Genomic DNA, 24,843 nt, shown 5'->3' on the forward strand with positions numbered 1-24,843 from the left:
TGCATCGAGCTTTAAAATGTATCACTTTAAAATAACCTTAAACTGAACAAGACTATTGATATATAATAAAAAACCAACAACAATTATAAATACTTAATATATATTAATAATTCTATTTAGGTTTTTGTAAAAGTAGGTAGAACTTAAGTGCCAGCAGCGAGTCTATTACGATTAAACTTGATGCACTCAGCGCTAAAAGTAACTACTTTAGATAGATTTATTATCCTAAGTTCAGATTAATTACACTTTGTCCCCCGCAAGAGGGGTGCTGTTTAAATGGAGAATTCAATGGCTTTTGATTATGGATCGATTGATCTTGGACTAAAAAACCCCTTCAAACTTGAAGGTAAAGTTACAGCATTAAGAGGACTCATTGAGTCTATAGCTGGTATTAGTTTACTTGTTATTGCTGCGGGCTCTGTGAAAGAAGATACAACCGCAGGTTGGATTTTAATGATATTTGGCATGTTTATATTAGCGCTTGGCATTCGCTCATTATCATCGGGTATATACGCAACCCTCAAGTATTTTGTTGGCAGAAACCACCCTACATCTTTAGCTTATAACTTTAGTAAATCGCAAACATCGACCGCCCAAGAGGAAAAAAAGGAAGTGGCCTATACAGCTAATTCTCTTGAAGAAATGCTGGTTGGTCGTAAAAACAGTACGTTTAAAGAGCCTAATGGCTTTTTATCTCGCTTGTTACACAGCTTAATCCCTAAGCTTTTATTTTTACCTTATCCTATTCGTAATGTTGCTCAGCGCTTATTTGGCTCATGGGTCAGCACACTTGTTGCTCTTATAGCTTATGCACTTGTAGCATTCGTGTCTTTATCAGGCTTTACTGGCGAAGCCGGCGAATTAGCATTTCCGGTTTATAGTGCAATATTAATGTTTTATGTGCTTTTTTCTTGGCGCTCTTCAGGCAAACCTATTTCACGTAATGCAGAAAAAAACATCGAAGCTTTAGGTACTGGCGCACTTGCTAAAATTATTTCTTTATCATTTATTTTACCTATTGTTATTGGCCTTTCTATGTCGTGGTTAATGAAAGAGCAACGCATTAGTAAAGCGCAAATAGATAGCTGGCTTGAGCAATTACCTAGCCTACATGCAGGGCTTTATTTAGTAGCAATTATTGTATTAGCAACTCTTAGCTGTGCACTTGTTTTTGTAATGATAAAGGCACGTTTAAATTCGGTAACGCCTACTGCTGAGGTTTCTGAACTACGTGAAAACTGGCAAGAGTCTGTTCATCCAGACGAGATTTTCATAAACCTCGATAACCTAGTAATGGCTAACCGTCGTTATAAAGAAGTTCCTAACAGAGTTTATAGAGAATTAGACCCTAAGCTTCAAGAACAAATAGAAGGTAAAGGCGGTTTTAAAGGTGAAATGATTCAAGAGATTCAGCCTAAACTGCACTCAATGGACTTAGGTAAAAACTTTACACTCGCGAGATTACTTGCTTTGGTGAGCGGTAACTTACTTTATATTGTAGCGTTAGCATTTACTGTATTTTTAGCGTATTCGTTTATTAATATTTACCATTACATTGATGCGGCAAATATTAATAGTTTTAAACAGGCATTTAATAACCAACATGTTATTCAATTTAGTGAGCTATTAATGACAAGCTTTCACTTATTGCTAATAGGCATACTTATTAAAGCATTTGCGCAATTACTTGCAAACACAGCGCATCTATTTTTTGCAGAAATGCAATTTGAGTCACTGCTTGTGTACTTTAAATGTGAAGGCACTTTTACTGAGTCTAAAATATCAACAGGTACTGGTATTCACGATAGCACCCGCTCAGAAAATACTTTAGTACGCAGTAGCATAACACCTTGGATTATTGTTTCTCGTGTTATCTCTACTACATTTGCTGCAACAGGTATGAAAAACTTAGAGCACCCTCGCCATATTATGGAAATGCATAAAGACGAAGGGCAATTACAAGCAATCAAAAAAGACGTTATTGCGTTCTTAAAAGACCGCGAATCTATCGCTTCAATTACCAGTGAGCGTGATTTAGGTAATGCGTCACAAATACATCAACTAAACCAACAAACGCGCGCTATACCTACTCAGCAAGCGATAGCAAAAGACGACGAGGAAGCTGCTGGGTATTTAAGACAAGAAGAAAACTTATCTCCCGAGCCCAAGGGTTAATTAACCTCAAACCTAGATAATTTTTATTAATGCCACCTTGTTAACTTAGGTGGCATTTTTTTAACCTCTATTCAATACTTTTTAACTTTATTACCTCTTTTGCATTCAACAACATGATTAATATTGGATTAGTTCACAAAGCCCTTGCTTTATGTGCCAAAACACAAATAATGAAAGGATTAATTACAGGGTAAGAATGAGGACAATGAGCTATATACTAACCACCCAATGTGCTGATGATGTAGGCTTAATAGCTAAAATTACAGGGCTTTGCCATAAAAATAATTTAAACATTACGCGTAACAACGAATTTGTAGATAAAGACGCGCAGCGATTTTTTATGCGTACAGAGCTTACAGGCGAGCCACAAAGTGACTTTTTAGATCAACTACGCGCACTGTTGCCAGAAGGCGCTAAACTTGCGCTACATTGCGGCGCAAAAACTAAAGTAGTTTTATTGGCAACTAAAGAAGCTCATTGTTTAGGTGGTATGCTGTTAAAGCAATTTGAACAAACTCTTAATATTGAAGTATTAGCTGTAATTGCGAACTATGCTGATTTAGAGCCGCTAGCTAAAGGGTTTGGTGTGCCATTTCATGTTGTATCGCACGAAGGGTTAACCCGTAGCGAGCATGATAAAAAGGTAGGCGATTTAATTGCCAGCTACAACCCTGACATTATTGGCCTCGCAAAATACATGCGTATTTTAAGTCCTGAATTTGTGGGTCGATTTGAAGGTAAAATAATTAATATTCATCACTCATTTTTGCCAGCATTTATAGGGGCTAAACCTTATCATCAAGCATTTGAGCGCGGCGTAAAAATTATTGGTGCTACCGCTCACTTTGTTAATAATGAGCTTGATGAAGGTCCTATTATTTTGCAAGATGTAACCAGCGTTACACATGCTAATACCGCCGAAATGATGGCTAAAATGGGCAAAGATGTTGAAAAGACTGTGTTTTGTAAAGCACTTCAACTTGCCTCAGAGCATAAGCTATTTATTAATGGTAATAAAACCGTGGTGTTTTCTTAGCATTAATACAACTGCTTAATTATTCTACATATGAAAAAATGCCAGCATTGTTGCTGGCATTTTTTTGCTCATAAATAAGCTAATAACTTTTTAAATGTAAATTATGCCTGCTCTATTGGTTCGAGCTTTAATTTAGCGGCAATTAAAACGGCTTGGGTACGATTGTACACACCGAGTTTTCTAAATATGGCTGTAATGTGTGCTTTCACTGTCGCTTCTGATATGTGTAGTTCATAAGCAATTTGCTTATTAAGTAAACCTTCGTGCAGATATTGCAGCACTCGGTATTGTTGAGGCGTTAATGAGGCAACTTGCGCTGCTATTTCTCTATCTTCACCTTCAATTTCAGCTACTTTGTTTTTTAGCTCTTTTGGTAGCCATGTATCGCCTTCAAGTATTTGGTTAATTGCACTGGCAATATCATCAGACGATGATGATTTAGGAATAAAACCCATCGCGCCGTAACCCATTACTTTAGAAACGATGTTCACGTCTTCACTACCCGAAACAACGGCAATAGGTAAGCTTGGGTATTCTTCTCTAATACGAATAAGACCATATAAATCACCATTACCTGGCATGTGAAGGTCTAGCAGTAATATATCAAGATCCTCTTGCTCGCTTAACACTTGCAGTGTGCTGTCAAAATCGGATGATTCAAAAACCTCTAAACCCTCAAATTTTGCGCTCAGTGCGCCCTTTAGTGCTTCACGAAATAACGGATGATCGTCCGCTATTAAAAACTGACTCATGGTTCACTCCTAATAAATTCGGCTGCCAGTTAGGTTTTAAACCTTTACTGACAGCCGATATACTACGTTTAGAATCAACTTGTAATCAAGTTTTTAACGCACATTTAACGATTTAATCTGTTCTCGATTAGTTCATCGACAACTGAAGGATCGGCAAGCGTTGACGTATCACCGAGTTGTTGGTGCTCATTTGCAGCGATTTTACGTAAAATACGACGCATAATCTTGCCTGAACGTGTTTTTGGCAAACCCGGTGACCATTGAATCATATCTGGAGATGCGATTGGGCTGAGCTCTTTACGAACCCAATTACGTACCTCTTTAGTTAATTCATCGCTTACTGTTATACCTTCGTTAGGCGTAATGTAAACATAAATACCTTGGCCTTTAATATCATGCGGGTAACCTACAACAGCAGCTTCTGCTACCGCTTCATGCGCAACTAACGCACTTTCAATTTCGGCAGTACCAAGGCGGTGCCCAGACACATTAAGTACATCGTCCACACGACCGGTGATCCAGTAATAACCATCTTCATCACGACGACAACCATCGCCTGTAAAGTAAACTCCTGGGTAGGCGCTAAAATAAGTTTGTTCAAAACGTTCATGGTCGCCATAAACAGTTCGAGCTTGCGATGGCCAACTATCTAAAATAACTAAATTACCATCTACGGCACCTTCGAGTGTATTACCTTCAGCATCAAATAATGCAGGGGCAATACCAAAAAATGGATGTGTTGCAGAACCTGGTTTTGTATCAGTAGCGCCCGGAAGTGGTGTGATCATAATGCCACCGGTTTCTGTTTGCCACCATGTATCAACAATCGGGCAATTAGATTTACCAATACTCTCGTAATACCATGTCCACGCTTCTGGATTTATTGGCTCACCTACTGAACCTAAAATACGTAAACTATCGCGATGTGACGAAGCTGTAGGCTCATCACCTTTAGCCATTAGTGCTCTAATTGCTGTAGGGGCGGTATATAAAATAGTAACACCGTGTTTATCAACTACTTCGCCCATACGCCCTGCAGTTGGATAAGTGGGGACTCCTTCAAATAAAACCTGAGTACAACCGTTTACTAATGGCCCGTACGCAATGTAACTGTGGCCTGTGATCCAACCTACATCGGCACTACACCAATACACATCATCTTCTTTTAAATCAAATACGTATTCATGTGTCATTGATGAGTAAACTAAGTAGCCACCTGTAGTATGTACAACACCTTTAGGCTGACCCGTAGAACCTGATGTATACAATATAAACAAAGGATCTTCAGCATTCATTGGCTCTGGCTCACACTGTGCTGGTAAGTCAGCAACTAGCTCGTGCCACCATATATCGTGCTCATTCCAATCAACTTCACCGCCTGTTAATTGGTGCACAATAACGTGTTCAATTGTGGTTACAGTTTCTTGCGCTACCGCTTCATCTACATTTGCTTTTAATGGAACACAATTTCCTGCTCTGCGTCCCTCATCAGAAGTTATAACAACCTTAGCGCCAGAATCTCTAATACGATCAGCAATAGCCGATGGTGAAAAACCACCAAATACAACAGAATGAATAGCACCGATACGTGCACAAGCTTGCATTGCATACACCGCTTGTGGGGTCATTGGCATATAAATAGCTACGCGGTCACCTTTTTGTACACCCAGTTTTTTTAAACCATTGGCAAATTTAGCCACTTCGTCATGAAGTTTTTGATAAGTAATGTTCTCACTTTGAGAAGGATCATCACCTTCCCAAATAAGCGCAATTTTGTCTGCTTTCGTTTTTAAGTGGCGGTCAATACAGTTGTAAGACGCATTTAAATAGCCATCTTCATACCATTTAATACTGATGTGGCCTTTATCAAAAGAGGTGTTTTTAACTTTAGTGTAAGGAGTAGACCAATCGAGGCGTTTGCCATGCTCACGCCAAAAACTTTCTGGGTCATCAATAGATTGCTTATAAAGCGTATTATATTTATTTTTATCAATGAGAGTCGCATCTTTAATATGCGCAGGAACTGGATAGATACTTTGTGACATCTTCGTCTCCATTTAAATTACTTGCCTTAAGCTTTTATCAAGGATTACTCAGCAGTACTTTATTAAGTATTAGACCTTAGTTGTACTCTACTCCAATTTACTCATTTGTAGTTTATAATCCACCTGCTTTCAATTTTTTACATAAATAATACAACGCGTTAAATGTAAGTAAATGCAAACTAATCAACTCTAAAACCTTAGTCTTATAGACCAATAGGTAATTGAGTAAATATTGCACATATTCAAAAGTGTTTGTGTACTTTAATAAAGATATTTGCGGTATTACTTGCCAAAGCTTTATTTAACGAATGAAAACAATATGTGTATTGAAAAGCCAAACTAACACCCTTTTTTATTCGTAAGTAATACTAGTAGCAAGTAATACAACCTTACATGAAAAAAAAGCAACAAGTAGCCTATAAAGGACACCACAATGAAATTTACCCCATTAAAAACATTAGCAGCAAGCGCTGTATTATGTGCACTATCAAGCACTGCTTATGCAGCGACTGCCGCAAAAATTGGTGATACGGAATTTACTTACGGTGGATACATTAAACTCGACTCTATGTGGAGTGATTATTCAGCGGGTGCGCCTGCAGGCTCAAACGTAGGTCGTGACTTTTACGTACCAAGTACGTTAACAGTTGGCGATGACAACAGCTCAGATGCTGTATTTGATATGCATGCTCGTGAGTCACGTTTTAACTTTGGCACAGCCACTGTTATGGATAACGGTAAAACCGTTAATACTAAAATTGAAATTGACTTTTTGGCCTCGGCTGCTGGCGGTAATGAGCGAGTTTCAAATTCTTACGCCCCGCGTATTCGCCATGCCTTTGTGACTTACGATGGTTGGTTATTTGGTCAAACATGGTCTAACTTCCAAAACGTGGGGGCGCTTGCTGAAACGCTTGATTTTGTAGGCCCTGCTGAGGGCACTGTGTTCGTGCGTCAATCGCAAATTAAATACACCACTGGCGCATGGTCGTTTTCATTAGAAAACCCAGAAAGTACAATTTCTACTACTAGCGGTATGGTAGTAACTGATGATGCATCATTGCCTGACTTTACAGCTCGTTACACACACAAAGCCGATTGGGGTAACATTGTGGTTGCAGCGCTTGCTCGCCAACTTACTTATAAAGTAGGCAGTGTTGATGCAGATGAAACTTCTTTTGGTATTAGTGCATCAGGTAAAATAAACCTTGGTGAAGACAACCTTAAATTTATGCTTACTCAAGGTAAAGGCTTAGGCCGTTACGTAGGCTTAAACGTTGCTCACGGTGCAGTACTTAATGGCGATGAACTAGATGCAATTGATTCGACTTCTGGTTTTGTTGCCTACCAGCACAAGTGGACAAGCCAATGGCGTTCAACGTTCTTATATTCATTCTTCAGTGCTGATAACAACACTGATTTATTAGCTATTTCTGGTGATCCGACTGAATCAAGCCAAAGCTATAGCGCTAACATTCTATACTCACCGGTTAAACGTCTAACTTTTGGTGCTGAGCTAAAGCATGCTGAGCGTGAAACTGAAAGCGGCGTTGATGGCGATTTAGACCGCTTACAGTTTTCTGTTAAATACTCTTTTTAATAGCTAAAAAGCTAACTACTTTAAAAAGCGGCCTAGGCCGCTTTTTTTATAAGCGAGATTGAGTTCTATATAATTCATCAATTCGTACCTAAAATCTTCATATGTGGCGCTAAAATCCAAAAAAATAGAATTATTATTGATAAAAACACTAAATACAATTGCAAATCGATATCATTTAGATTAGGTTACGCACTTCTTTTGAACTAACTGGAAAAACTTATGTCGTCCCCTCAAGTTTTGCGTTTATCTAAACTAAGCTTTGCTACTTCTTTAATTTTATCTGGTTATGCACTTGCTGATGAGGCAAATGTAAAATCTGAACCTCTCGAAAAAATTGCGGTATATGGTCAGCATCATAAAAACTACATTACTGAAGAAGCGCAATCGGCTACCAAACTAGGTTTAACAATTAAAGAAACACCACAATCAATCTCGGTAGTTTCACGCGCACTAATGGACGACTTTTCACTAGACGACATAAACTCAGTACTTGAAAGCACGCCAGGCGTAACAGTAGAGCAAATAGAAACAGATCGTACTTACTTTAAGGCCCGTGGTTTTGAAATTACGAACTTTCAAGTTGATGGCTTAGGGATCCCACAAAGCTCAGGCTCTATTCAAGGTAGTCTTGATACATCAATTTATGACCGTGTAGAGATAGTTCGCGGTGCTAATGGTTTAATGACTGGCGCCGGTAATCCTTCTGCAACTGTTAACATGGTTTTAAAAAAGCCAACTTATACAACACAGGCAAATGCATCAGCATCTTATGGCTCATGGAATAAAAAACGTTTAGATTTAGATGTATCTACGCCAATAAATGAAGACCACGCTGTACGCGCTGTATTTACAAAGCAAAAAGCTGACTCATATTTAGATCGCTACGAAACAGATAAAACCATTGTTTACTTAGCCTACGAAGGCAAATTAACAGACAACACATTATTAAGCGTTAACTACGTTAACCAACAAAAAGACGCAGATAGCCCGCTGTGGGGTGCACTACCTCTTTATTATACAGACGGAACAGCAACCGATTACGACGAATCAACCAGCACCGCTGCTGACTGGTCTTACTGGGATAACAGTGCTGAGCAAGTATATGTAACACTTGAACAAAACTTATCGGCAACATGGGTAGCTAGAGCACGTTATGCCCACATCGAAAACGAACAAGACTCAGAGTTGTTCTACGTATACGGCACCCCTGATAAAGATACTGAACTTGGTTTAACAGGTTATGCTAGCCGTTATGATTACGAAGATAAGCATGACTTATTTGATTTATATGCCAGTGGTAAGTTTGATTTATTTGGCCAAGAGCACGACCTATCATTTGGTGTTAGCCAAGCTAAAATGGATTACAACGAGCAGTCTCTTTACGATTACACTACAGGCAATGGTTTTCCAGATATGCCATCACTTAAAACGTGGGATGGTGTAGTACCAGAGGCAACACTTGCTGATGGCTTAGATGGTAGTGATATTACTAACGAGCAAAAATCAGCTTACATATCTACTCGCATTAAATTAAGTGAGCCTTTAAGTGTGCTCGCTGGTGTGCGTTATACCGACTGGAAAACAAAAGGGAGTGCTTACGGTGTTGAACAAACAAGAAGCGACTCTGAAGTTATTCCTTATATTGGCACGGTGTACGACTTTAACGAGTCTCTATCAGCTTATGCAAGCTACACAGAAACATTTGTACCGCAAAAAGAGCTTGATATTAATGCCAACCAATTAGCTCCCGTAATAGGTAAAAGCAGTGAAGTTGGTATAAAAGCACAGTTACTTGATGACCAAATTTTCGTAACTTTTGCTTACTTCGATGCAAAGCAGGAAGGGCTTGCCATAGCTTTACCCGACTCACTACCTAGTGATACGCGTTATTATGCAGCAGATGGTATTAACAGCAACGGCTTTGAAGTTGAACTAAGTGGTCGAATAACAGATGATTTAAGCGCAAGTGTAAGTTTTAGTAACCTAACTATTGATGGTGATGATTTAGTTAAAGATTACACACCTGAAAATCAACTTAAAGTGGCCGCAACCTACCAAGTACCTTTAGTTGATGGTTTATCATTTGGTGCAAACTATCGCTGGCAGGATTCAACTAGCCGAGTTCAAGTCGAAGATGCAAATGGTATTGCAAGCGTCACTACTCACCAAGATGCATACGGGTTACTTGATTTAATGGCCACTTACGAAATTACAGATAACGTAGGAGTCACTTTCAACGTAAATAACACCACCGGTGAAAAATATTTGCACAGCCTGTACTGGGCACAAGGTTACTACGGTGCACCTCGTAACTACGCCCTATCTGTAAACTGGCAATTATAAATATATTTGATTAATTAAAGACTCTAGATTTTTTTCTATTGAATTAAAAAACGACACATTTTTAATGTGTCGTTTTTATTTTATCTAACCTGATGTAAGTTTTTAATAACAAAAAAGCGCTAATCATTACTGATTAGCGCTTTTCAAAGCTCGGGTCAAATCAAGCTTAAAAACTCATTTGGGTGCAGTTTAAAGGTCTGGATCGTCGCCTAACTTATCTTCACCGTCTTCAGGTTCAATAGTTGCTTTTAGTAAAAGCATTTCGCGTAACTTACCTTCGATCTCATCTGCAATTTCTGGGTTTTCTTTCAAAAACTTAATTGAGTTAGATTTACCTTGGCCAACCTTGTTGCCACTATAACTGTACCAAGCACCGGCTTTTTCAACAATTTTATGCTTAACACCTAAATCAATTAACTCGCCTTGCTTAGAAATACCTTCGCCATACATGATGATAAATTCAGCTTGTTTAAATGGCGGCGCTACTTTGTTTTTAACAATTTTAACGCGGGTTTCGTTACCAACAACTTCATCACCTTCTTTCACCGAACCAATACGACGAATATCAATACGTACCGATGCGTAAAACTTAAGTGCATTACCACCCGTTGTTGTTTCTGGGTTACCAAACATAACACCAATTTTCATACGGATTTGGTTAATGAAAATACATAACGTGTTAGAGCGTTTAATATTACCAGTAAGCTTACGTAATGCTTGTGACATTAAACGTGCTTGCAAGCCCATGTGCGAGTCGCCCATGTCGCCTTCAATCTCAGCTTTTGGTGTAAGTGCAGCAACCGAGTCAATAATAACAACGTCTACCGCGCTTGAACGTACTAACATGTCACAAATTTCTAGTGCTTGCTCACCTGTATCAGGTTGAGATACAAAAAGGTCATCAATATTTACACCTAGTTTTTGTGCATATACAGGATCTAGAGCATGCTCAGCATCAATAAAGGCACATGTTTTACCTTCTTTTTGAGCTTCTGCGATAACTTGTAAAGTAAGCGTTGTTTTACCAGATGACTCAGGACCATACACTTCAACAATACGTCCCATAGGTAAGCCACCTATGCCTAAGGCAATATCAATACCTAGTGAACCTGTAGATACAGATTCAATGTTTAACGCTTTGTTGTCACCCAATTTCATAATTGAGCCTTTACCAAATTGACGTTCAATTTGTGATAGTGCTGCGTCTAACGCTTTTTGTTTGTTATCGTTCATTTTGTTCTCCAATCCAGCTAATGCGAACAAGTATACTGTATGAAATCACAGTATCAAGCTAATTTTTTCATTTTATCTCATCTATTACACTTTTTAATGCAAATACAATAGCTTGCAGTCTTACTTGAGCCCTATCACCAGTAAATATTTGTTTAAAGGTCAGTACTTTGTCATTAATTTGTATGCCAAACCATACAAGTCCAACAGGTTTACCTTCTGTTGCCCCGCCAGGCCCTGCAATGCCCGATACAGCTATAGATATATTAGCGTTTGTTGCTTTAATAGCACCTACTGCCATTTCATGGACTGTCTGCTCGCTCACAGCACCGTATTGATTTAATGTACTAGCACTAACATTGAGCAAATCTTGCTTTGCTTGGTTACTATAAGTGACAAATGCACGGTCGATATAAGCTGAACTTCCAGGTGTATCGGTAAGCGCATAACTCACTCCGCCACCAGTACATGACTCAGCAGTAGTGATCCATAAGCATTTATCCGTTAAAATAGCGCCTAATTGCGCAGCAAGTGTTTTAATCTCTTGATGTAATTCCATATTCAGCCTTTGGGTAAATACATGTCGTTTGATCTTTATGCACCACACACTATAAAACAACAAACCCCTATGATGCAGCAGTATCTAAAAATAAAATCAGAGCATCGCGATATTTTATTGTTTTATCGTATGGGCGATTTTTACGAACTTTTTTTTGATGACGCTAAACGCGCCGCTCAATTACTCGATATTTCGCAAACTCATCGTGGTAAAGCTGGCGGTGATCCTATCCCTATGGCGGGCGTACCCTACCATGCGGTAGAAAACTACTTAGCACGTCTAGTCCAAATGGGTGAGTCAGTCGCTATCTGCGAACAAGTGGGAGACCCTGCAACCAGTAAAGGCCCTGTTGATCGTAAAGTAGTGCGTATAGTTACACCCGGTACAATTTCTGATGAAGCGCTTTTACAAGAACGCCAAGACAATCTCCTTACCAGCGTTTGGCAAAGTAAAAAAGGCTTATACGGGATTGCTTATTTAGACATTAACTCTGGTCGTTTTAATATTGTCGAAGTAAATACCGACGAAGCCTTTAGCTCAACTATTCAGCGCCTATCACCAGCCGAACTTCTGTATAGCGAAAGCTTTGAAAACGTTCATTTAATTGAACATATAAAAGGTGCTCGCCGTCGCCCAGAGTGGGAATTCGACTTAGATACGGCCGAGCACTTATTATGCGATCAGTTTGGTACTAAAGATTTAGTTGGCTTTGGTGTTGATAAAGCCCATAGCGCGCTTGTTGCTGCAGGTTGCCTAATGCAATACGTAAAAGATACACAACGTATTGCACTGCCACATATTCGTGCAATTACGCTTGAGCACAACGAACACGCTGTTATTTTAGATGCCGCTACCCGTAAAAATTTAGAATTAACTGTTAATTTATCGGGCGGGTTTGAAAATACACTTGCTCAAGTACTTGATAAAACAGCCACACCTATGGGTTCTCGCTTACTTAAGCGCCGTATTCATACACCAATTCGTAATAAAGACGAGCTAAATTCACGTTTAAATGCAATTAGCGCTATTTTAGATGCGCAGCTTTGCGGTGAATTACACGAATCATTAAAAGAGATTGGTGATGTAGAGCGTGTTATTGCACGCCTAGCTTTATGTACTGCACGCCCGCGTGATTTAACTCGCCTGCGCAGTGCGCTACAAGCACTTGCACCACTGCATACTTTGTTAGCTGACGCTAACGATCCTCGTATAGCAGGTATCATCAAGCACTCGCCTGAACTCCCTGATTTACAAGCGTTATTAGAACGAGCTGTGATAGAAAACCCACCGGTACTTATTCGTGACGGTGGCGTTATTGCTCCTGGTTACAATAGTGAGCTTGATGAGTGGCGTAACTTAAGTAAAGGTGCCACTGATGTCCTTGAGCAATTAGAACTGCGTGAACGCGAACGTACGGGCATTAGTACGCTTAAAATTGGTTATAACCGCGTACATGGCTTTTTTATTGAAGTAAGTAGAGCTAATGCGCACTTAGTGCCAGCCGACTACATTCGTCGCCAAACGCTTAAAAATAACGAACGCTACATTATTCCAGAGCTTAAAGAGCACGAGGATAAAGTACTCGGTAGCCAATCAAAAGCTCTCGCGCTTGAAAAACAACTATACGAGGAGCTGTTTAGATTTATTGCTCCACATATTGAGCAGTTGCAAATGATGGCAGCAGCATTGGCCGATTTAGACGTTTTAAACAATTTAGCTGAGCGTGCATTCGCACTCAATTATGCAAAACCAGAATTGTGCGATAACGACAATATAAGCATTAAGCAAGGTCGTCACCCTGTTGTTGAACAAGTAATGAAAGAACCGTTTATTGCTAACCCGGTTGAATTAAACAGCCAACGTAAAATGCTAATTATTACCGGTCCAAACATGGGCGGTAAATCAACCTATATGCGCCAAACGGCACTTATTGTTCTAATGGCTCACATTGGCAGTTATGTACCCGCTGACAGCGCTAAAATTGGTAATATCGACCGCATATTTACACGTATTGGTGCAAGCGATGATTTAGCATCAGGGCGTTCAACCTTCATGGTAGAAATGACCGAAACAGCGACTATTTTAAATAATGCCACGGCGCAGTCTTTAGTGTTAATGGATGAGATTGGTCGCGGTACAAGTACTTACGATGGACTCTCTCTTGCGTATGCAACAGCCGATCATTTAGCATCAAAAATATCTGCTAAAACATTGTTTGCTACACACTACTTTGAATTAACAGAACTTGCTGAGCAAACTACGGGCCTTGTAAACGTACACCTTGATGCAATAGAGCATAACGACACGATTGCATTCATGCATACAGTTCTCGACGGTGCAGCAAGTAAAAGCTTTGGTTTACAAGTAGCCGCTCTTGCTGGAGTGCCAAAAGCTGTGATTGCACAAGCAAAGCAAAAACTTAAGTTGCTTGAAAATCATCAAAGCGTTACTGCACCAAATACAGAGCAACAAGCCTTTACTTTTAATAACGAAATTACACAAAGTACACCTTCAGAAGTTGAAGAGCAGTTAAGCGCAATCGACCCTGATAATTTATCGCCACGCCAAGCGCACGATTTGTTATATAAACTAAAAGCATTGTTGTAATTTATATCACCTAATTTACAAGCATAAAAAAAGCCGAAGAATAAATTCTTCGGCTTTTTAACACACATAGTCTCTTATACTATTTAACTAGTTACGAAAACTGATTAAACAAGCTATCTGTACTTAAACCTTCTTGTTGCAAAATGTCTTTTAGACGACGTAATGCCTCTACCTGAATTTGTCTTACTCGCTCACGTGTTAAGCCTATTTCACGACCTACATCTTCAAGTGTCGAAGGCTCATAGCCAAGCAATCCAAATCGACGTGCTAACACTTCACGTTGTTTAGGGTTTAATTCACCTAACCAATCAACAATATGTTTATTAATATCATTATTTTGTACTTCGCCTTCAGGACCAGCACTTTTTTCATCAGGGATGATATCAAGTAGTACACTGTCGTTTTCGCCACCAATAGGCATGTCTACTGATGCAATTCTTTCGTTTAAACGTAGCATTTTAGTAACGTCTTCAACGGGTCTATCTAGGCAAGCTGCAATTTCGTCAGCTGTTGGCTCATGGTCAAGCTTTTGAGTTAACTCACGCGCTGTACGCAGGTAAACATTAAGCTCTTTAACTACATGGATAGGTAAGCGAATGGTACGCGTTTGGTTCATAATGGCACGTTCAATTGTTTGACGTATCCACCATGTAGCGTAAGTAGAGAATCTAAATCCACGCTCAGGGTCAAATTTTTCAACTGCGCGAATTAAGCCTAAATTACCTTCTTCAATTAAATCAAGTAAAGCAAGGCCGCGATTATTGTAACGACGTGCTATTTTAACAACCAAACGTAAGTTACTTTCAATCATACGTTTACGTGAGGCTTCACAGCCTCGAAGTGATTTGCGAGAAAAAAACACTTCTTCTTCAGCACTAAGCAAAGGAGAAAAACCAATTTCACCTAAATAAAGTTGAGTTGCGTCAAGATTTTTAGTTACTTCTTCTTTAGCAAAGATTTCATCGTCGTCTACTTTATCTAGTAGAGCTGTGCTTTCATCAACATCGATGTCATCGAACTTTTCGTCAGTCGTAGTATGTTTGTCAAGTTTTGCTGCGCTAGCCATAAGCCTTCTCCCGAGCAATTATCAATACCTAAAAATTAGGGTAGGTATTTAGCAGGATTGACAGCTTGTCCTCGGTAGCGAATTTCAAAGCGAAGCGCGGTGACCGGAGATTCTGAATTACCAATTTCTGCTATTTTTTGTCCTGCCTTAACCTTCTGCTTTTCTTTAACAAGTAATTTCGAGTTATGTGCATAAGCACTTAGGTAATCATCATTATGTTTCAATATGATTAAACTACCATAACCTCGAAGGGCGTTACCCGCGTACACTACAGTTCCTTGTGCCGCAGCTAAGACTGAAGCCCCTTTGCGATTAGTAATCTGTAAACCTTTATAACCGTTTTCCTTATTAGAGAAGCGTTTGGTAATTTTGCCCTTTGCAGGCCAAAACCACTTAACTTTACTGCTCGACAAGCGTTTAGTATTACTAATTTTGTTACTGGCTTGTTTCTGAACATACTCTCGTTGTTTTGGGGGATCAAGCTCTTTCTTTAAAATTATGTTATTTTTTTGTAGTTTTTTTATAGACTTTTTACTCGAATTCGTATAATTTCCATCCCTTTTTGTTTTTTCGGGCTTGGGGATTAAGGAGATGTTTTGCCCAGGGAAAATTGTGTAAGGTGATGGAATTGAATTGTTTTTTGCAAGTAATCTAAAGTCTTGCCCAGCACTAAAGGCAATAGAGTAGAGCGTATCTCCTTTTTGTACTTTATAGCTAGTCCCATTAATGTTAACAGTATGACCTAAATCATTAACATTATTATTTAAGCTACTAACAGGTGCAGGAACATGGCGAGAAGAGCAACCAAAGAGAAAAATACTAATAAATATAGTTACATACAGTAAACACTGTTTATTCATTGTATTTTTCCCCTAAATTAGAAAATTGATATTTTTAACGCTTAACGCAATAAAAAGTAAGCTAGCGCAATTAATACCACTAATCCCCAACCAAGTATTTCAATATACTGACGTAATTTTCGCTCCATTTGAGCTCCGCCCCACTTCATTAAGGCTGAAACTAAAAAGAATCGCGCACCGCGCCCAATGGCTGATGCTATTAAAAATGGCAAAAATGCCATTTGTAAAACGCCTGCGCCAATCGTAAATACTTTATATGGTATAGGCGAAAAACCGGCTAAAAACACAACCCAAACACCGTAATCCTTAAACCAGTTTAGTGCTATATCAAACTTTTCTTGCCAGTGCATTTGTGCAATCAATGGCTCTACAACGGGTTCAAATAGCCAAAAACCAAGTAAGTAACCAACCACTCCACCAATAACCGATGCTATTGTGGCAAAGCTTGCAAATCGCCATGCTTTGTTTGGTTGCGCAAGTGACATAGGTGCAAGCATTACATCGGGTGGTATCGGGAAAAAAACTGATTCTGCAAAGCTCATAGCAGCTAAGTAACGTTCCGCATGACGGTGTTTTGCCCACACTAGGGCCATATCGTATAACTTGGTAAACAACTTCAAAATGAATTCCTATTCAATATCGCCAGGTACTAACGGCACAAATCTAACGGGAGCAATAACATGCTCTTTATAATTATCGCCTTTGCGGATAACCATTATTAATTTTTGATCGCTCTCACCAATTGGGGCTAATAACACGCCACCATCGGCCAACTGAGCAAGTAAATCTTGCGGAACTTTAGAGGCCGCAGCAGTCACTATAATACCATCAAACGGCGCTTGTGATTGCCAGCCTTGCCAACCATCGCCATGCTTCATGGTTACATTATATAAATCGAGTTGCTGCAAACGTCTTTTTGCCTGCCACTGAAGTGTTTTAATACGCTCTACCGAGTAAACCTTTGTAAACGTTTTGGCCAATATTGCAGTTTGATACCCAGAGCCTGTACCTATTTCCAGTACTTTATTGCGCACACCAGCTAAACGAAGTAGCTCTGTCATGCGCGCTACTATGTAAGGCTGAGAAATTGTTTGCCCTTGCCCAATAGGTAGCGCTGTATTTTCATAGGCTTTGTGTTTTAGCACATCATCTATAAAAATATGGCGCGGAATATCAGCTATAGCACTAAGTACTTGCGTATCTTCAACACCTTCACGCTTTAGTAAGTCAGAAAGCGCTTTTGCACTGCGGGTATAATTAGCGAGCACGATTAATCTCCAAATCGGCTAACCACTCTCCTACTGCCTTTAAGCTATCTTTAGCTGTCATATCAACACTCAGTGGCGTAACTGAGGCATAGCCATTATTGATTGCGTAAAAGTCGGTGCCTTCACCAGCATCGCTTTCGGTGCCAAGCGATCCGTACCAATAAATATCACGGCCCCAAGGATCGGTTTGTTTCGTCATCGTTTCGGCTTTATGACGAGCACCTAAACGTGTTACTCGCACCCCTTTTAATTCACTTAATGGAATATCTGGTACATTAATATTTATTATTTGATCTTTAGGCAGCGGATGCGAAGCCAAGCCTTTAATAATATTGACGGTAACTGCAGCGGCTGTTTCAAAATGATCGCCATTATGTGAGCAAAGCGATACCGCAATTGCAGGCAAACCTAAATGGCGACCTTCAGTTGCAGCGGCAACAGTACCGGAATAAAGCGTGTCATCACCCAAATTGGCACCATGGTTAATACCTGCAACAACTAGATCTGGCTTTTCATCAGCTAACTGATTTACACCTAAATGTACACAATCAGTCGGTGTGCCATTAACTGACATAAAACCATTTTCGAGTGTAGTCGCTCGTAGCGGGTTCATAAGTGTTAAAGAATTACTCGCGCCACTACAGTTGCGATCAGGTGCAACAAGGGTTACATCTGCAATTTGTATAAGCGCCTGATATAAAACCGCAATGCCTTTGGCATTTACGCCATCATCGTTACTTAACAGTATCTTCATTTATGCCATTATCCTTTTCTTTGCGCTCTCGAGGGCTAGCATCTGTGTAATCCACCAGCTCACGTAATAATGCGGTTGCAAAACACCCTTTTGGCAAACCAAAGCTTAGTTTTAGTGTGGTTTCATCAAGTGTTTCAACAGTTAAGTTTTGTGGAATTAAGCGCAGCATTCGGCGCTCATTTTTAAGGCCTAACTCACCTAAACCATCACACCATGTTTGGTAAGGTACAAGCCATACTTTTTCTTGCTCGGTTAAGCCTTTTTCACTTTTACCCACCATAGGTGCCGACATCATAATATCGCCAGTGGCTAATCGCTCTATGTTTTCGTCATTAATTGCATCTTCAAAAAATGCATTGCTGCCGCTAAGCATAAATACTTCACGATGCATTGTTTTAGCTAAACCATGCTCTTTTACACGCAGGCTCACTAACTGATTAAATACATGCGATCGTGCTGCTGAAATAATAATACCGCGCAACTTTTTATCGCGAATACGCTCACCGGCAAACATTTTTTCAGCCATAACTAAGTTATGACCACCATGACCAAAGCGCTGCTCGCCAAAGTAATTAGGCACACCTGCGCGCACGGCATTAATACGGCATAGAATATCAAGAGGGTTGGTTACGTTACGAAGTGTAATAGTAAATTTATTACCTTTGTGGCAGCCCGTACGTAACTTACGGTCGTGGCGCTGTTGCGACACAATAAAAATACTCTCACTATTTAAATCGCTAAAATCGATAGGCTTTTTAATCGGTACTTTTACACTAAACCACTGCGAGCACACGCCGTGGCGATCTTTCATGCCTGCATAGCTTACGTCTCGCGGTGAAACACCCGCACGCTGCGCAATTAGCTTTGCAACGTATTGCGTATTTTCGCCTTTTTTAACCACCTGCAAACACACGTGTTCGCCACTGCCGGTAAATTCTATACCTAAGTATTCATCAACCATAAAGTCTTCAGCTGTGGTTTTAAAATCAGCTTTAGAAAGCGGCGCACCGTATAAATAATTTAAATCGCTCATGCGTTTTTTGTACTCGCAAGCTCTTTACTCATAATAACCACCGCATGGCTAGAAATACCTTCTTTGCGCCCTTCAAAGCCTAGCTTTTCGGTAGTAGTGGCTTTAACGTTAATTTGGCTAAGGTCGCAATTTAAATCGCTGGCTAAATTAGCGCGCATAGCTTGAATATGTGGCAACATTTTTGGTGCCTGAGCAACAATAGTTACATCACCATTACCAAGTACATAACCTTGCTCTTTAGCTAAGCCCACCACATGGCGAAGTAAAATACGGCTATCGATATTTTCATACTCACTAGCTGTATCTGGAAAGTGCTTACCAATATCACCCATTGCAAGTGAGCCTAAAATAGCATCGCATAATGCATGAATAGCAACATCACCATCTGAGTGCGCTAAAAAGCCCTGTGGGTAATCAATTTTTTCACCACAAATAGTTAGCGGGCCTTCGCCGCCAAATTTATGTACGTCAAAACCATGGCCAATTCGTATCATAATCCACTCTCGTTTTGTTGTTTATGTAATAAAAACCCAGCCAGGTCTAAATCCTCTGGCGTAGTTATTTTAATATTATCGCTACGACCTGCTACAAGCTTAACCGGTTTACCCGCCCACTCAATTGCACTGGCTTCATCGGTAATAGTAGCCCCGCTTGCTAATGCGTTTTGCAGTGCATTTTTAAGCTCGTCATATTTAAAAAACTGCGGGGTAAGGGCTTGCCATAAATCGTCTCGTGGCACAGTTTGTAGGGCATGTGTGTGGCCACGTTTTATGGTGTCTTTTACTTTACTAGCTAAAATACCGCCTTCATCAGCGTTTATGCATTCGTCAATTAGACGCTCTATATCACTAATATTAACTAACGGGCGAGCAGCATCATGTACAAGCACCCATGTTGGTGGGTTAGGCGCTAAAAAAAGCAAGCTATTAAGCACCGAGTCGGCTCGCTCTTTCCCGCCACTGGCTCGCACAATGCGATTATCAAGCAGTGGGAGTTCGTCAAAATAGGGGTCGCTGTCGCTAAGGGCAACAATAATAGTGCGTAATTGAGGTAATTGAGAAAGTTTAGCTAAGGTGTGTTCTAAAATGGTTTTACCGGCTAATTGTATATATTGCTTAGGCGCATTGTGCTGCATTCTACTGCCAACACCCGCCGCAGGTACAATTGCTGCAATAGTCTGTTTATTTGTCATATTGTTTGCCCGGTAAAACACGAATAAATGTTTCGTCCGGTTTAATCATTCCCAATTCGTTGCGTGCACGCTCTTCAATGCCTTCTTGGCCAAGCTTTAAGTCTTCAATATCTGCTTTAAGTACTTTATTACGTTTAATGAGTTTTTCGTTGGTTTGATGATGCGACGTTACTGCACCTTTTAGTCGTGTGTAGTCTTGTAAACCATTATGACCAAACCATAACCTGTATTGTACAAACAGTGCTAAGCACAGTAAGCCAACTTGAAAAATACGCATTTAACACTCCTTATTTTAAATTCCAAATACCTTAACTTTAATACGCTAAGGGGCGCTTTAAATTGCGCCAATTAATACTACCCGCTAAAAGCATTTCGCGTAGTGATAAAACCCGTGGCATACAACGCTTCGAAAATTGCCACTGATGCCCGCAACATGCAGCGGTTAAACTCACTTTACTTGGCTTTATTAGCTGAGCATTTTGCTGCTCTAGCCCATTTCCTAAAAAATCAAACCAACCAAGCTCGTTACAATGCAGCTTATTTTCGCCTAACTGATCGATACTGTCTATTCTAAGACGCACCTGATCGTAGCCATGCAATATAACGGGCACTATAAGCCCCACTTTGGCATACGTTTGATAAAAAAGTTCATTAGCTTGAACATTCACATCGGGTGGGGTCGGTTTTTGCTTTTCAAGCCACGTACCATTTTGTGCATCAAGCGTAAAAGGCGTGTCACCATTGGCAACTAACGTTGCCGCTCGCTCAATATAATAAGGTAGGCTTTTTAACTGGCGGCGCAGTTTATCGGCATTAGGCTCTGCAACTAATCGCTGAACCTCACGCTGATAAAACGCATTGCACAATTGTGCATACAACACTTTTTGTGCATCAGTTTGCCAAATTTCAACTTGCTGTTGAGCACCAAGTGACTGATTTTTAGCGACCAAAAGCTGTACTCAAAAATATTCAGGTAAATGTTTTATAACACAGTATTGAATGTTTTTTAAGCGCAGCGCACTATTTTAAGCGCTTGGCTTTTCACCTAATTTTGCTTTACCTGATTCTAAAAATTGCACAACCGTATTACGCTTTTTACCAATCAATAAACTGCCATCAGCTAAAAACATAAAGTTTTGCCAATTGCGTTTAAATACATCAAACGTCGTTTCGATAATATTATCGCGTGCCATACAAAAATAAACCGTGGTGTTAGCTTCCCAATCTAAAAACGTTAAGATTGCTTCTGGTGGTAACGCATCGCCATTTTCCCACGCATCTTGCCAATCTACTTCTTGGCTAAAGCTTTTTTCTTGGCCACACCAATCGGTGTCTTCAAAAAAATCAGGGTGATCAAACTCACGGCTCACCATGGTTGTCCAAAGTACGGCTGCGCGCTCGTCGCTCATAGGCTTTATTTTTGCTGCGTCTTCATCAGATACAGGTAAATCTTTGTGGCGAAAAACCCACGCCTTTTTGTAATCATCTAAAGAAATATAGTTCATAGTATTGGCAAATTAGTTAACATTAAAAGTGCAAAGCCAAATTATACAAGAGATCAAAACATGACTACAGCAATAAAACCACTTTCCCTAAAACCAGGCATATACCAACACTACAAAGGCCCGCAATATAAAGTTATTCATGTTGCCACCCATAGCGAAACCGAGGAACAGCTTGTGATTTACCAAGCACTTTATGGTGAATTTGGTATATGGGCGCGCCCATTAAGCATGTTTAACGAAACAATAGAAAAAGACGGTAAAACTATACAGCGTTTTGCTTATATTGGACCTGCTGCTTAACTATGGCATTATAACAAAATAACTTACTGCTCAGACCAGACAAGGGTACACCGTGCAATTTAATTCAACTGACAATTACATAGCGAGTAGCGCGCTTAAACAAGCTGTAAATGCTGCCATTATGCTCGAAAAACCACTTTTAATTAAAGGCGAACCTGGCACAGGTAAAACCATGCTGGCTGAGGAGTTGGCTAAAAGCTTAGACACCACGCTTATTCAGTGGCATATAAAATCGACTACTAAAGCGCAGCAAGGTTTATACGAGTACGACGCGGTTTCGCGCCTGCGCGACAGCCAACTAGGTGACGAGCGCGTACACAACATTAGTAACTACATCGTTAAAGGTAAGCTTTGGCAGGCATTTACGTATGCAGAGCTTAACGGCAAACGCCCAGTACTATTAATTGATGAAATAGACAAAGCCGACATAGAGTTCCCAAACGACTTACTACTTGAGCTTGATAAAATGGAGTTTCATGTTTACGAAACTAACGAGCGCATTGTCGCAAAAGAGCGCCCTATTGTAATCATCACATCAAATAACGAAAAAGAATTGCCGGACGCATTTTTACGCCGCTGCTTTTTTCATTACATTGATTTTCCTAGCAGCGACGAAATGCAGCAAATTATTGACGTGCACTACCCTAACGTTAAACAGGATTTAGTACGCCAAGCACTTGAGGTGTTTTTTAACTTACGTGAAGCCAACGGCCTTAAAAAGAAGCCCTCCACCAGCGAATTACTCGACTGGTTAAAGCTTTTAATGGCTGAAGACATAGACGCTAAAACACTGCACGACAAAGCTAAAAAAGGCGGTTTAATGCCAATGTTTGGCGCATTACTTAAAAATGAGCAAGATATAAGCCTAATCGAAAAACTTGCCTTTATGAGCCGCCGTTAAGATGTTGATTGCGTTCTTCTTCAAACTGCGTGAATACCGCCTACCTGTAAGCCTTCGAGAACTACTCGATTTAATTAACGCCTTAAAAAAAGGCGTTATATTTGCCGATGTAGACGCCTTTTACCATTTAGCTCGTACCATAATGGTAAAAGACGAAACGCACTTTGACCGATTCGACAAAGCCTTTAGCGACTACTTTAGCGGTATTGCCGACCTTGATTTGCTCGAGAGTTTAAAGCAACAGCACAACTTACCTGAAGATTGGCTACGTAAAGAGTTTGAAAAAAACCTAAGCGATGAAGAAAAAGCTCAGCTAAAAGCTATGGGTGGGCTCGATGAGCTTATGAAAACCCTAAAAGAGCGTTTAGAAGAGCAGCAAAAACGCCACGCTGGTGGCAATAAATGGGTGGGCACTGGCGGCACATCACCTTTTGGTGCATACGGCTATAACCCAGAAGGTGTGCGTATAGGGCAAGACGGTAACCGTAACCGCCAAGCAGTAAAAGTGTGGGATAAACGAGAATACAAAAACCTCGACACCGACAGAGAAATTAGTTCGCGCACAGTTAAACTCGCCCTTAAAAAGTTACGTAAGTTTGCCCGCACAGGCGCAAGCGACACGCTTGATTTAAACGAGACTATTCGCGCTACTGCAAAACAAGGCGGCATGCTTGATGTAAAAATGGCGCCCGAGCGCCACAATGCAGTAAAAGTACTCATGCTGTTTGATATTGGCGGCTCAATGGATGACTACATTCATACCTGCGAAGAGCTATTTAGCGCCGCCCACAGCGAATTTAAACACCTAGAGTTTTACTACTTTCATAACTGTTTATACGAGCACGTTTGGCAAGACAACGCACGCCGCCACTCAAACGTAATAGACACCATGACGCTCATAAACAAGTTCACTAGCGACTACAAAGTAATATTTGTAGGCGATGCCACTATGGGTCCATACGAAATAGCCTACCCTGGCGGCTCCGTAGAACACTACAACGAAGAGCCCGGCAGTGCATGGTTGCAACGTATAACAAACCACTTTGATAAAGTCGCTTGGCTCAACCCACAACCCGTTGAACACTGGCCGTACTATCAATCGATTGGCTTTATAAAAGAGCTAATGAACAACCGCATGTACGCGTTGAGTTTAGATGGGATAAGTAAAGCGATAAAAGAGTTGAGTTAAAGTGAATAATAGAAATATATTAAAATTAGTTTTGTTTGCATCACTTATAATAAATATGGTTTTTATTACTACCTTTATAAGTGACTCTAAAAAGGATAAAAGCATTTACTTATTAGCAAGCAATGTTGAAGCTAAATGCTTGAATGACTGGAAGTCACAAGACTCTAGGGTACCTTTTATTACCTCTCATCAAATTTTAGGGCCAGATCCTTTTACTGAGTATAACCTTTTAGAGCTGGGAGGTTATGATCAGTCAACATCTTTCATATACGAATTCTCAGCATGTTTTAAAGATAAATTTTCTACAGTAAGAACAATTGCAGAGATGAGATATGCTATTGATCTCATGGGTAAGCAATCAAAAAATGTTGGATTTTATAAATTACCAAATTCTGACGAAATTATTGTTTACTCAAATGAGTAACAAT

24 protein-coding genes are annotated in these 24,843 nt (G+C 40.1%); 9 read left to right on the forward strand and 15 right to left on the reverse strand.

Features of this window, described 5'->3' with window-relative positions; all coding sequences use genetic code 11:
* Positions 1–288: 288 nt before the first annotated feature.
* Entirely contained in the window at positions 289–2,175 is a 1,887-nt protein-coding gene (locus H5122_RS11960; RefSeq protein ID WP_182682176.1) for a hypothetical protein, read from the forward strand.
* A gap of 205 nt (positions 2,176–2,380) precedes the next feature.
* Complete coding sequence (purU, locus tag H5122_RS11965) at positions 2,381–3,211, forward strand: formyltetrahydrofolate deformylase (protein ID WP_182682175.1); 831 nt, start codon at positions 2,381–2,383, stop codon at positions 3,209–3,211.
* 101 nt (positions 3,212–3,312) lie between these two features.
* Here the strand turns inward: purU and H5122_RS11970 are convergent, their stop codons facing one another.
* A complete protein-coding gene (locus H5122_RS11970) occupies positions 3,313–3,963 on the reverse strand; it encodes a response regulator transcription factor (RefSeq protein WP_002958948.1) in 651 nt (216 codons plus the stop codon).
* A 104-nt stretch (positions 3,964–4,067) separates the two neighbouring features.
* Positions 4,068–6,008 (reverse strand): acetate--CoA ligase, encoded by a 1,941-nt coding sequence (acs, locus tag H5122_RS11975; RefSeq protein ID WP_039486744.1) that lies wholly within the window; start codon positions 6,006–6,008, stop codon positions 4,068–4,070.
* Between the two features lie 433 nt (positions 6,009–6,441).
* On the opposite strand from acs, the gene H5122_RS11980 reads away from it, so the two are divergent.
* Positions 6,442–7,608, forward strand: a complete 1,167-nt coding sequence (locus H5122_RS11980; protein WP_024600614.1) for a DcaP family trimeric outer membrane transporter — start codon at positions 6,442–6,444, stop codon at positions 7,606–7,608.
* A gap of 219 nt (positions 7,609–7,827) precedes the next feature.
* Positions 7,828–9,951 (forward strand): TonB-dependent siderophore receptor, encoded by a 2,124-nt coding sequence (locus H5122_RS11985; protein ID WP_182682174.1) that lies wholly within the window; start codon positions 7,828–7,830, stop codon positions 9,949–9,951.
* Between the two features lie 189 nt (positions 9,952–10,140).
* On the opposite strand, the gene recA is transcribed toward H5122_RS11985, so the two are convergent.
* Together recA and H5122_RS11995 are read right to left on the reverse strand one after the other, a co-directional pair.
* Positions 10,141–11,184 (reverse strand): recombinase RecA, encoded by a 1,044-nt coding sequence (gene recA, locus H5122_RS11990; protein ID WP_002958952.1) that lies wholly within the window; start codon positions 11,182–11,184, stop codon positions 10,141–10,143.
* A gap of 67 nt (positions 11,185–11,251) precedes the next feature.
* Positions 11,252–11,740: a CinA family protein gene (locus tag H5122_RS11995; protein ID WP_002958953.1), complete on the reverse strand. Its 489-nt coding sequence runs from the start codon at positions 11,738–11,740 to the stop codon at positions 11,252–11,254.
* 21 nt (positions 11,741–11,761) lie between these two features.
* On the opposite strand from H5122_RS11995, the gene mutS reads away from it, so the two are divergent.
* A complete protein-coding gene (gene mutS / locus H5122_RS12000; RefSeq protein ID WP_182682173.1) occupies positions 11,762–14,347 on the forward strand; it encodes a DNA mismatch repair protein MutS in 2,586 nt (861 codons plus the stop codon).
* A gap of 91 nt (positions 14,348–14,438) precedes the next feature.
* Here mutS and rpoS read toward each other — a convergent pair whose 3' ends face one another.
* The 11 genes from rpoS to H5122_RS12055 all read right to left on the reverse strand — a co-directional run bounded on the left by rpoS (position 14,439) and on the right by H5122_RS12055 (position 22,025).
* Positions 14,439–15,413 carry an RNA polymerase sigma factor RpoS gene (gene rpoS / locus H5122_RS12005; protein WP_002958955.1) on the reverse strand — a complete coding sequence of 325 codons (975 nt, stop codon included), beginning with the start codon at positions 15,411–15,413 and terminating at the stop codon, positions 14,439–14,441.
* A gap of 35 nt (positions 15,414–15,448) precedes the next feature.
* Entirely contained in the window at positions 15,449–16,273 is an 825-nt protein-coding gene (locus tag H5122_RS12010; RefSeq protein ID WP_182682172.1) for a peptidoglycan DD-metalloendopeptidase family protein, read from the reverse strand.
* 41 nt (positions 16,274–16,314) lie between these two features.
* Positions 16,315–16,893, reverse strand: a complete 579-nt coding sequence (locus H5122_RS12015) for a YqaA family protein (protein WP_002958957.1) — start codon at positions 16,891–16,893, stop codon at positions 16,315–16,317.
* Between the two features lie 9 nt (positions 16,894–16,902).
* Entirely contained in the window at positions 16,903–17,541 is a 639-nt protein-coding gene (locus H5122_RS12020) for a protein-L-isoaspartate(D-aspartate) O-methyltransferase (protein WP_182670794.1), read from the reverse strand.
* The gene (gene surE, locus H5122_RS12025; protein WP_182682171.1) at positions 17,531–18,295 is read right to left on the reverse strand and encodes a 5'/3'-nucleotidase SurE; all 765 of its coding nucleotides are present in this window, start codon (positions 18,293–18,295) and stop codon (positions 17,531–17,533) included. The genes H5122_RS12020 and surE overlap by 11 nt, the downstream gene beginning before the upstream one ends.
* A complete protein-coding gene (gene truD / locus H5122_RS12030; RefSeq protein ID WP_182682170.1) occupies positions 18,276–19,328 on the reverse strand; it encodes a tRNA pseudouridine(13) synthase TruD in 1,053 nt (350 codons plus the stop codon). Before truD ends, surE begins: the two co-directional genes overlap by 20 nt.
* Positions 19,325–19,822: a 2-C-methyl-D-erythritol 2,4-cyclodiphosphate synthase gene (gene ispF, locus H5122_RS12035; RefSeq protein ID WP_024604077.1), complete on the reverse strand. Its 498-nt coding sequence runs from the start codon at positions 19,820–19,822 to the stop codon at positions 19,325–19,327. The genes truD and ispF overlap by 4 nt, the downstream gene beginning before the upstream one ends.
* Positions 19,819–20,520: a 2-C-methyl-D-erythritol 4-phosphate cytidylyltransferase gene (gene ispD / locus H5122_RS12040; protein ID WP_182682169.1), complete on the reverse strand. Its 702-nt coding sequence runs from the start codon at positions 20,518–20,520 to the stop codon at positions 19,819–19,821. The genes ispF and ispD overlap by 4 nt, the downstream gene beginning before the upstream one ends.
* A complete protein-coding gene (gene ftsB / locus H5122_RS12045) occupies positions 20,510–20,797 on the reverse strand; it encodes a cell division protein FtsB (RefSeq protein WP_002958963.1) in 288 nt (95 codons plus the stop codon). Before ftsB ends, ispD begins: the two co-directional genes overlap by 11 nt.
* 37 nt (positions 20,798–20,834) lie before the next feature.
* Entirely contained in the window at positions 20,835–21,470 is a 636-nt protein-coding gene (locus H5122_RS12050; RefSeq protein ID WP_002958964.1) for a hypothetical protein, read from the reverse strand.
* Positions 21,471–21,545: 75 nt separating this feature from the next.
* Entirely contained in the window at positions 21,546–22,025 is a 480-nt protein-coding gene (locus tag H5122_RS12055) for a DUF2947 domain-containing protein (RefSeq protein WP_002958965.1), read from the reverse strand.
* Between the two features lie 60 nt (positions 22,026–22,085).
* On the opposite strand from H5122_RS12055, the gene H5122_RS12060 reads away from it, so the two are divergent.
* From H5122_RS12060 to H5122_RS12075, 4 genes are read left to right on the forward strand one after another with little or no spacing between them, the layout of a single operon-like run.
* Positions 22,086–22,325, forward strand: a complete 240-nt coding sequence (locus H5122_RS12060) for a DUF1653 domain-containing protein (protein WP_182670792.1) — start codon at positions 22,086–22,088, stop codon at positions 22,323–22,325.
* Positions 22,326–22,377: 52 nt separating this feature from the next.
* On the forward strand, positions 22,378–23,226 hold the full coding sequence (locus H5122_RS12065; RefSeq protein WP_024610526.1) for a MoxR family ATPase: 849 nt from the start codon (positions 22,378–22,380) through the stop codon (positions 23,224–23,226).
* A gap of 1 nt (position 23,227) precedes the next feature.
* The gene (locus H5122_RS12070) at positions 23,228–24,415 is read left to right on the forward strand and encodes a VWA domain-containing protein (RefSeq protein WP_182682168.1); all 1,188 of its coding nucleotides are present in this window, start codon (positions 23,228–23,230) and stop codon (positions 24,413–24,415) included.
* A gap of 1 nt (position 24,416) precedes the next feature.
* Positions 24,417–24,839 (forward strand): hypothetical protein, encoded by a 423-nt coding sequence (locus H5122_RS12075; protein ID WP_182682167.1) that lies wholly within the window; start codon positions 24,417–24,419, stop codon positions 24,837–24,839.
* The last annotated feature ends 4 nt before the right edge of the window (positions 24,840–24,843 follow it).

It is taken from the genome of Pseudoalteromonas sp. SG43-8, from assembly GCF_014164245.1.
Lineage (GTDB): Bacteria > Pseudomonadota > Gammaproteobacteria > Enterobacterales > Alteromonadaceae > Pseudoalteromonas > Pseudoalteromonas distincta.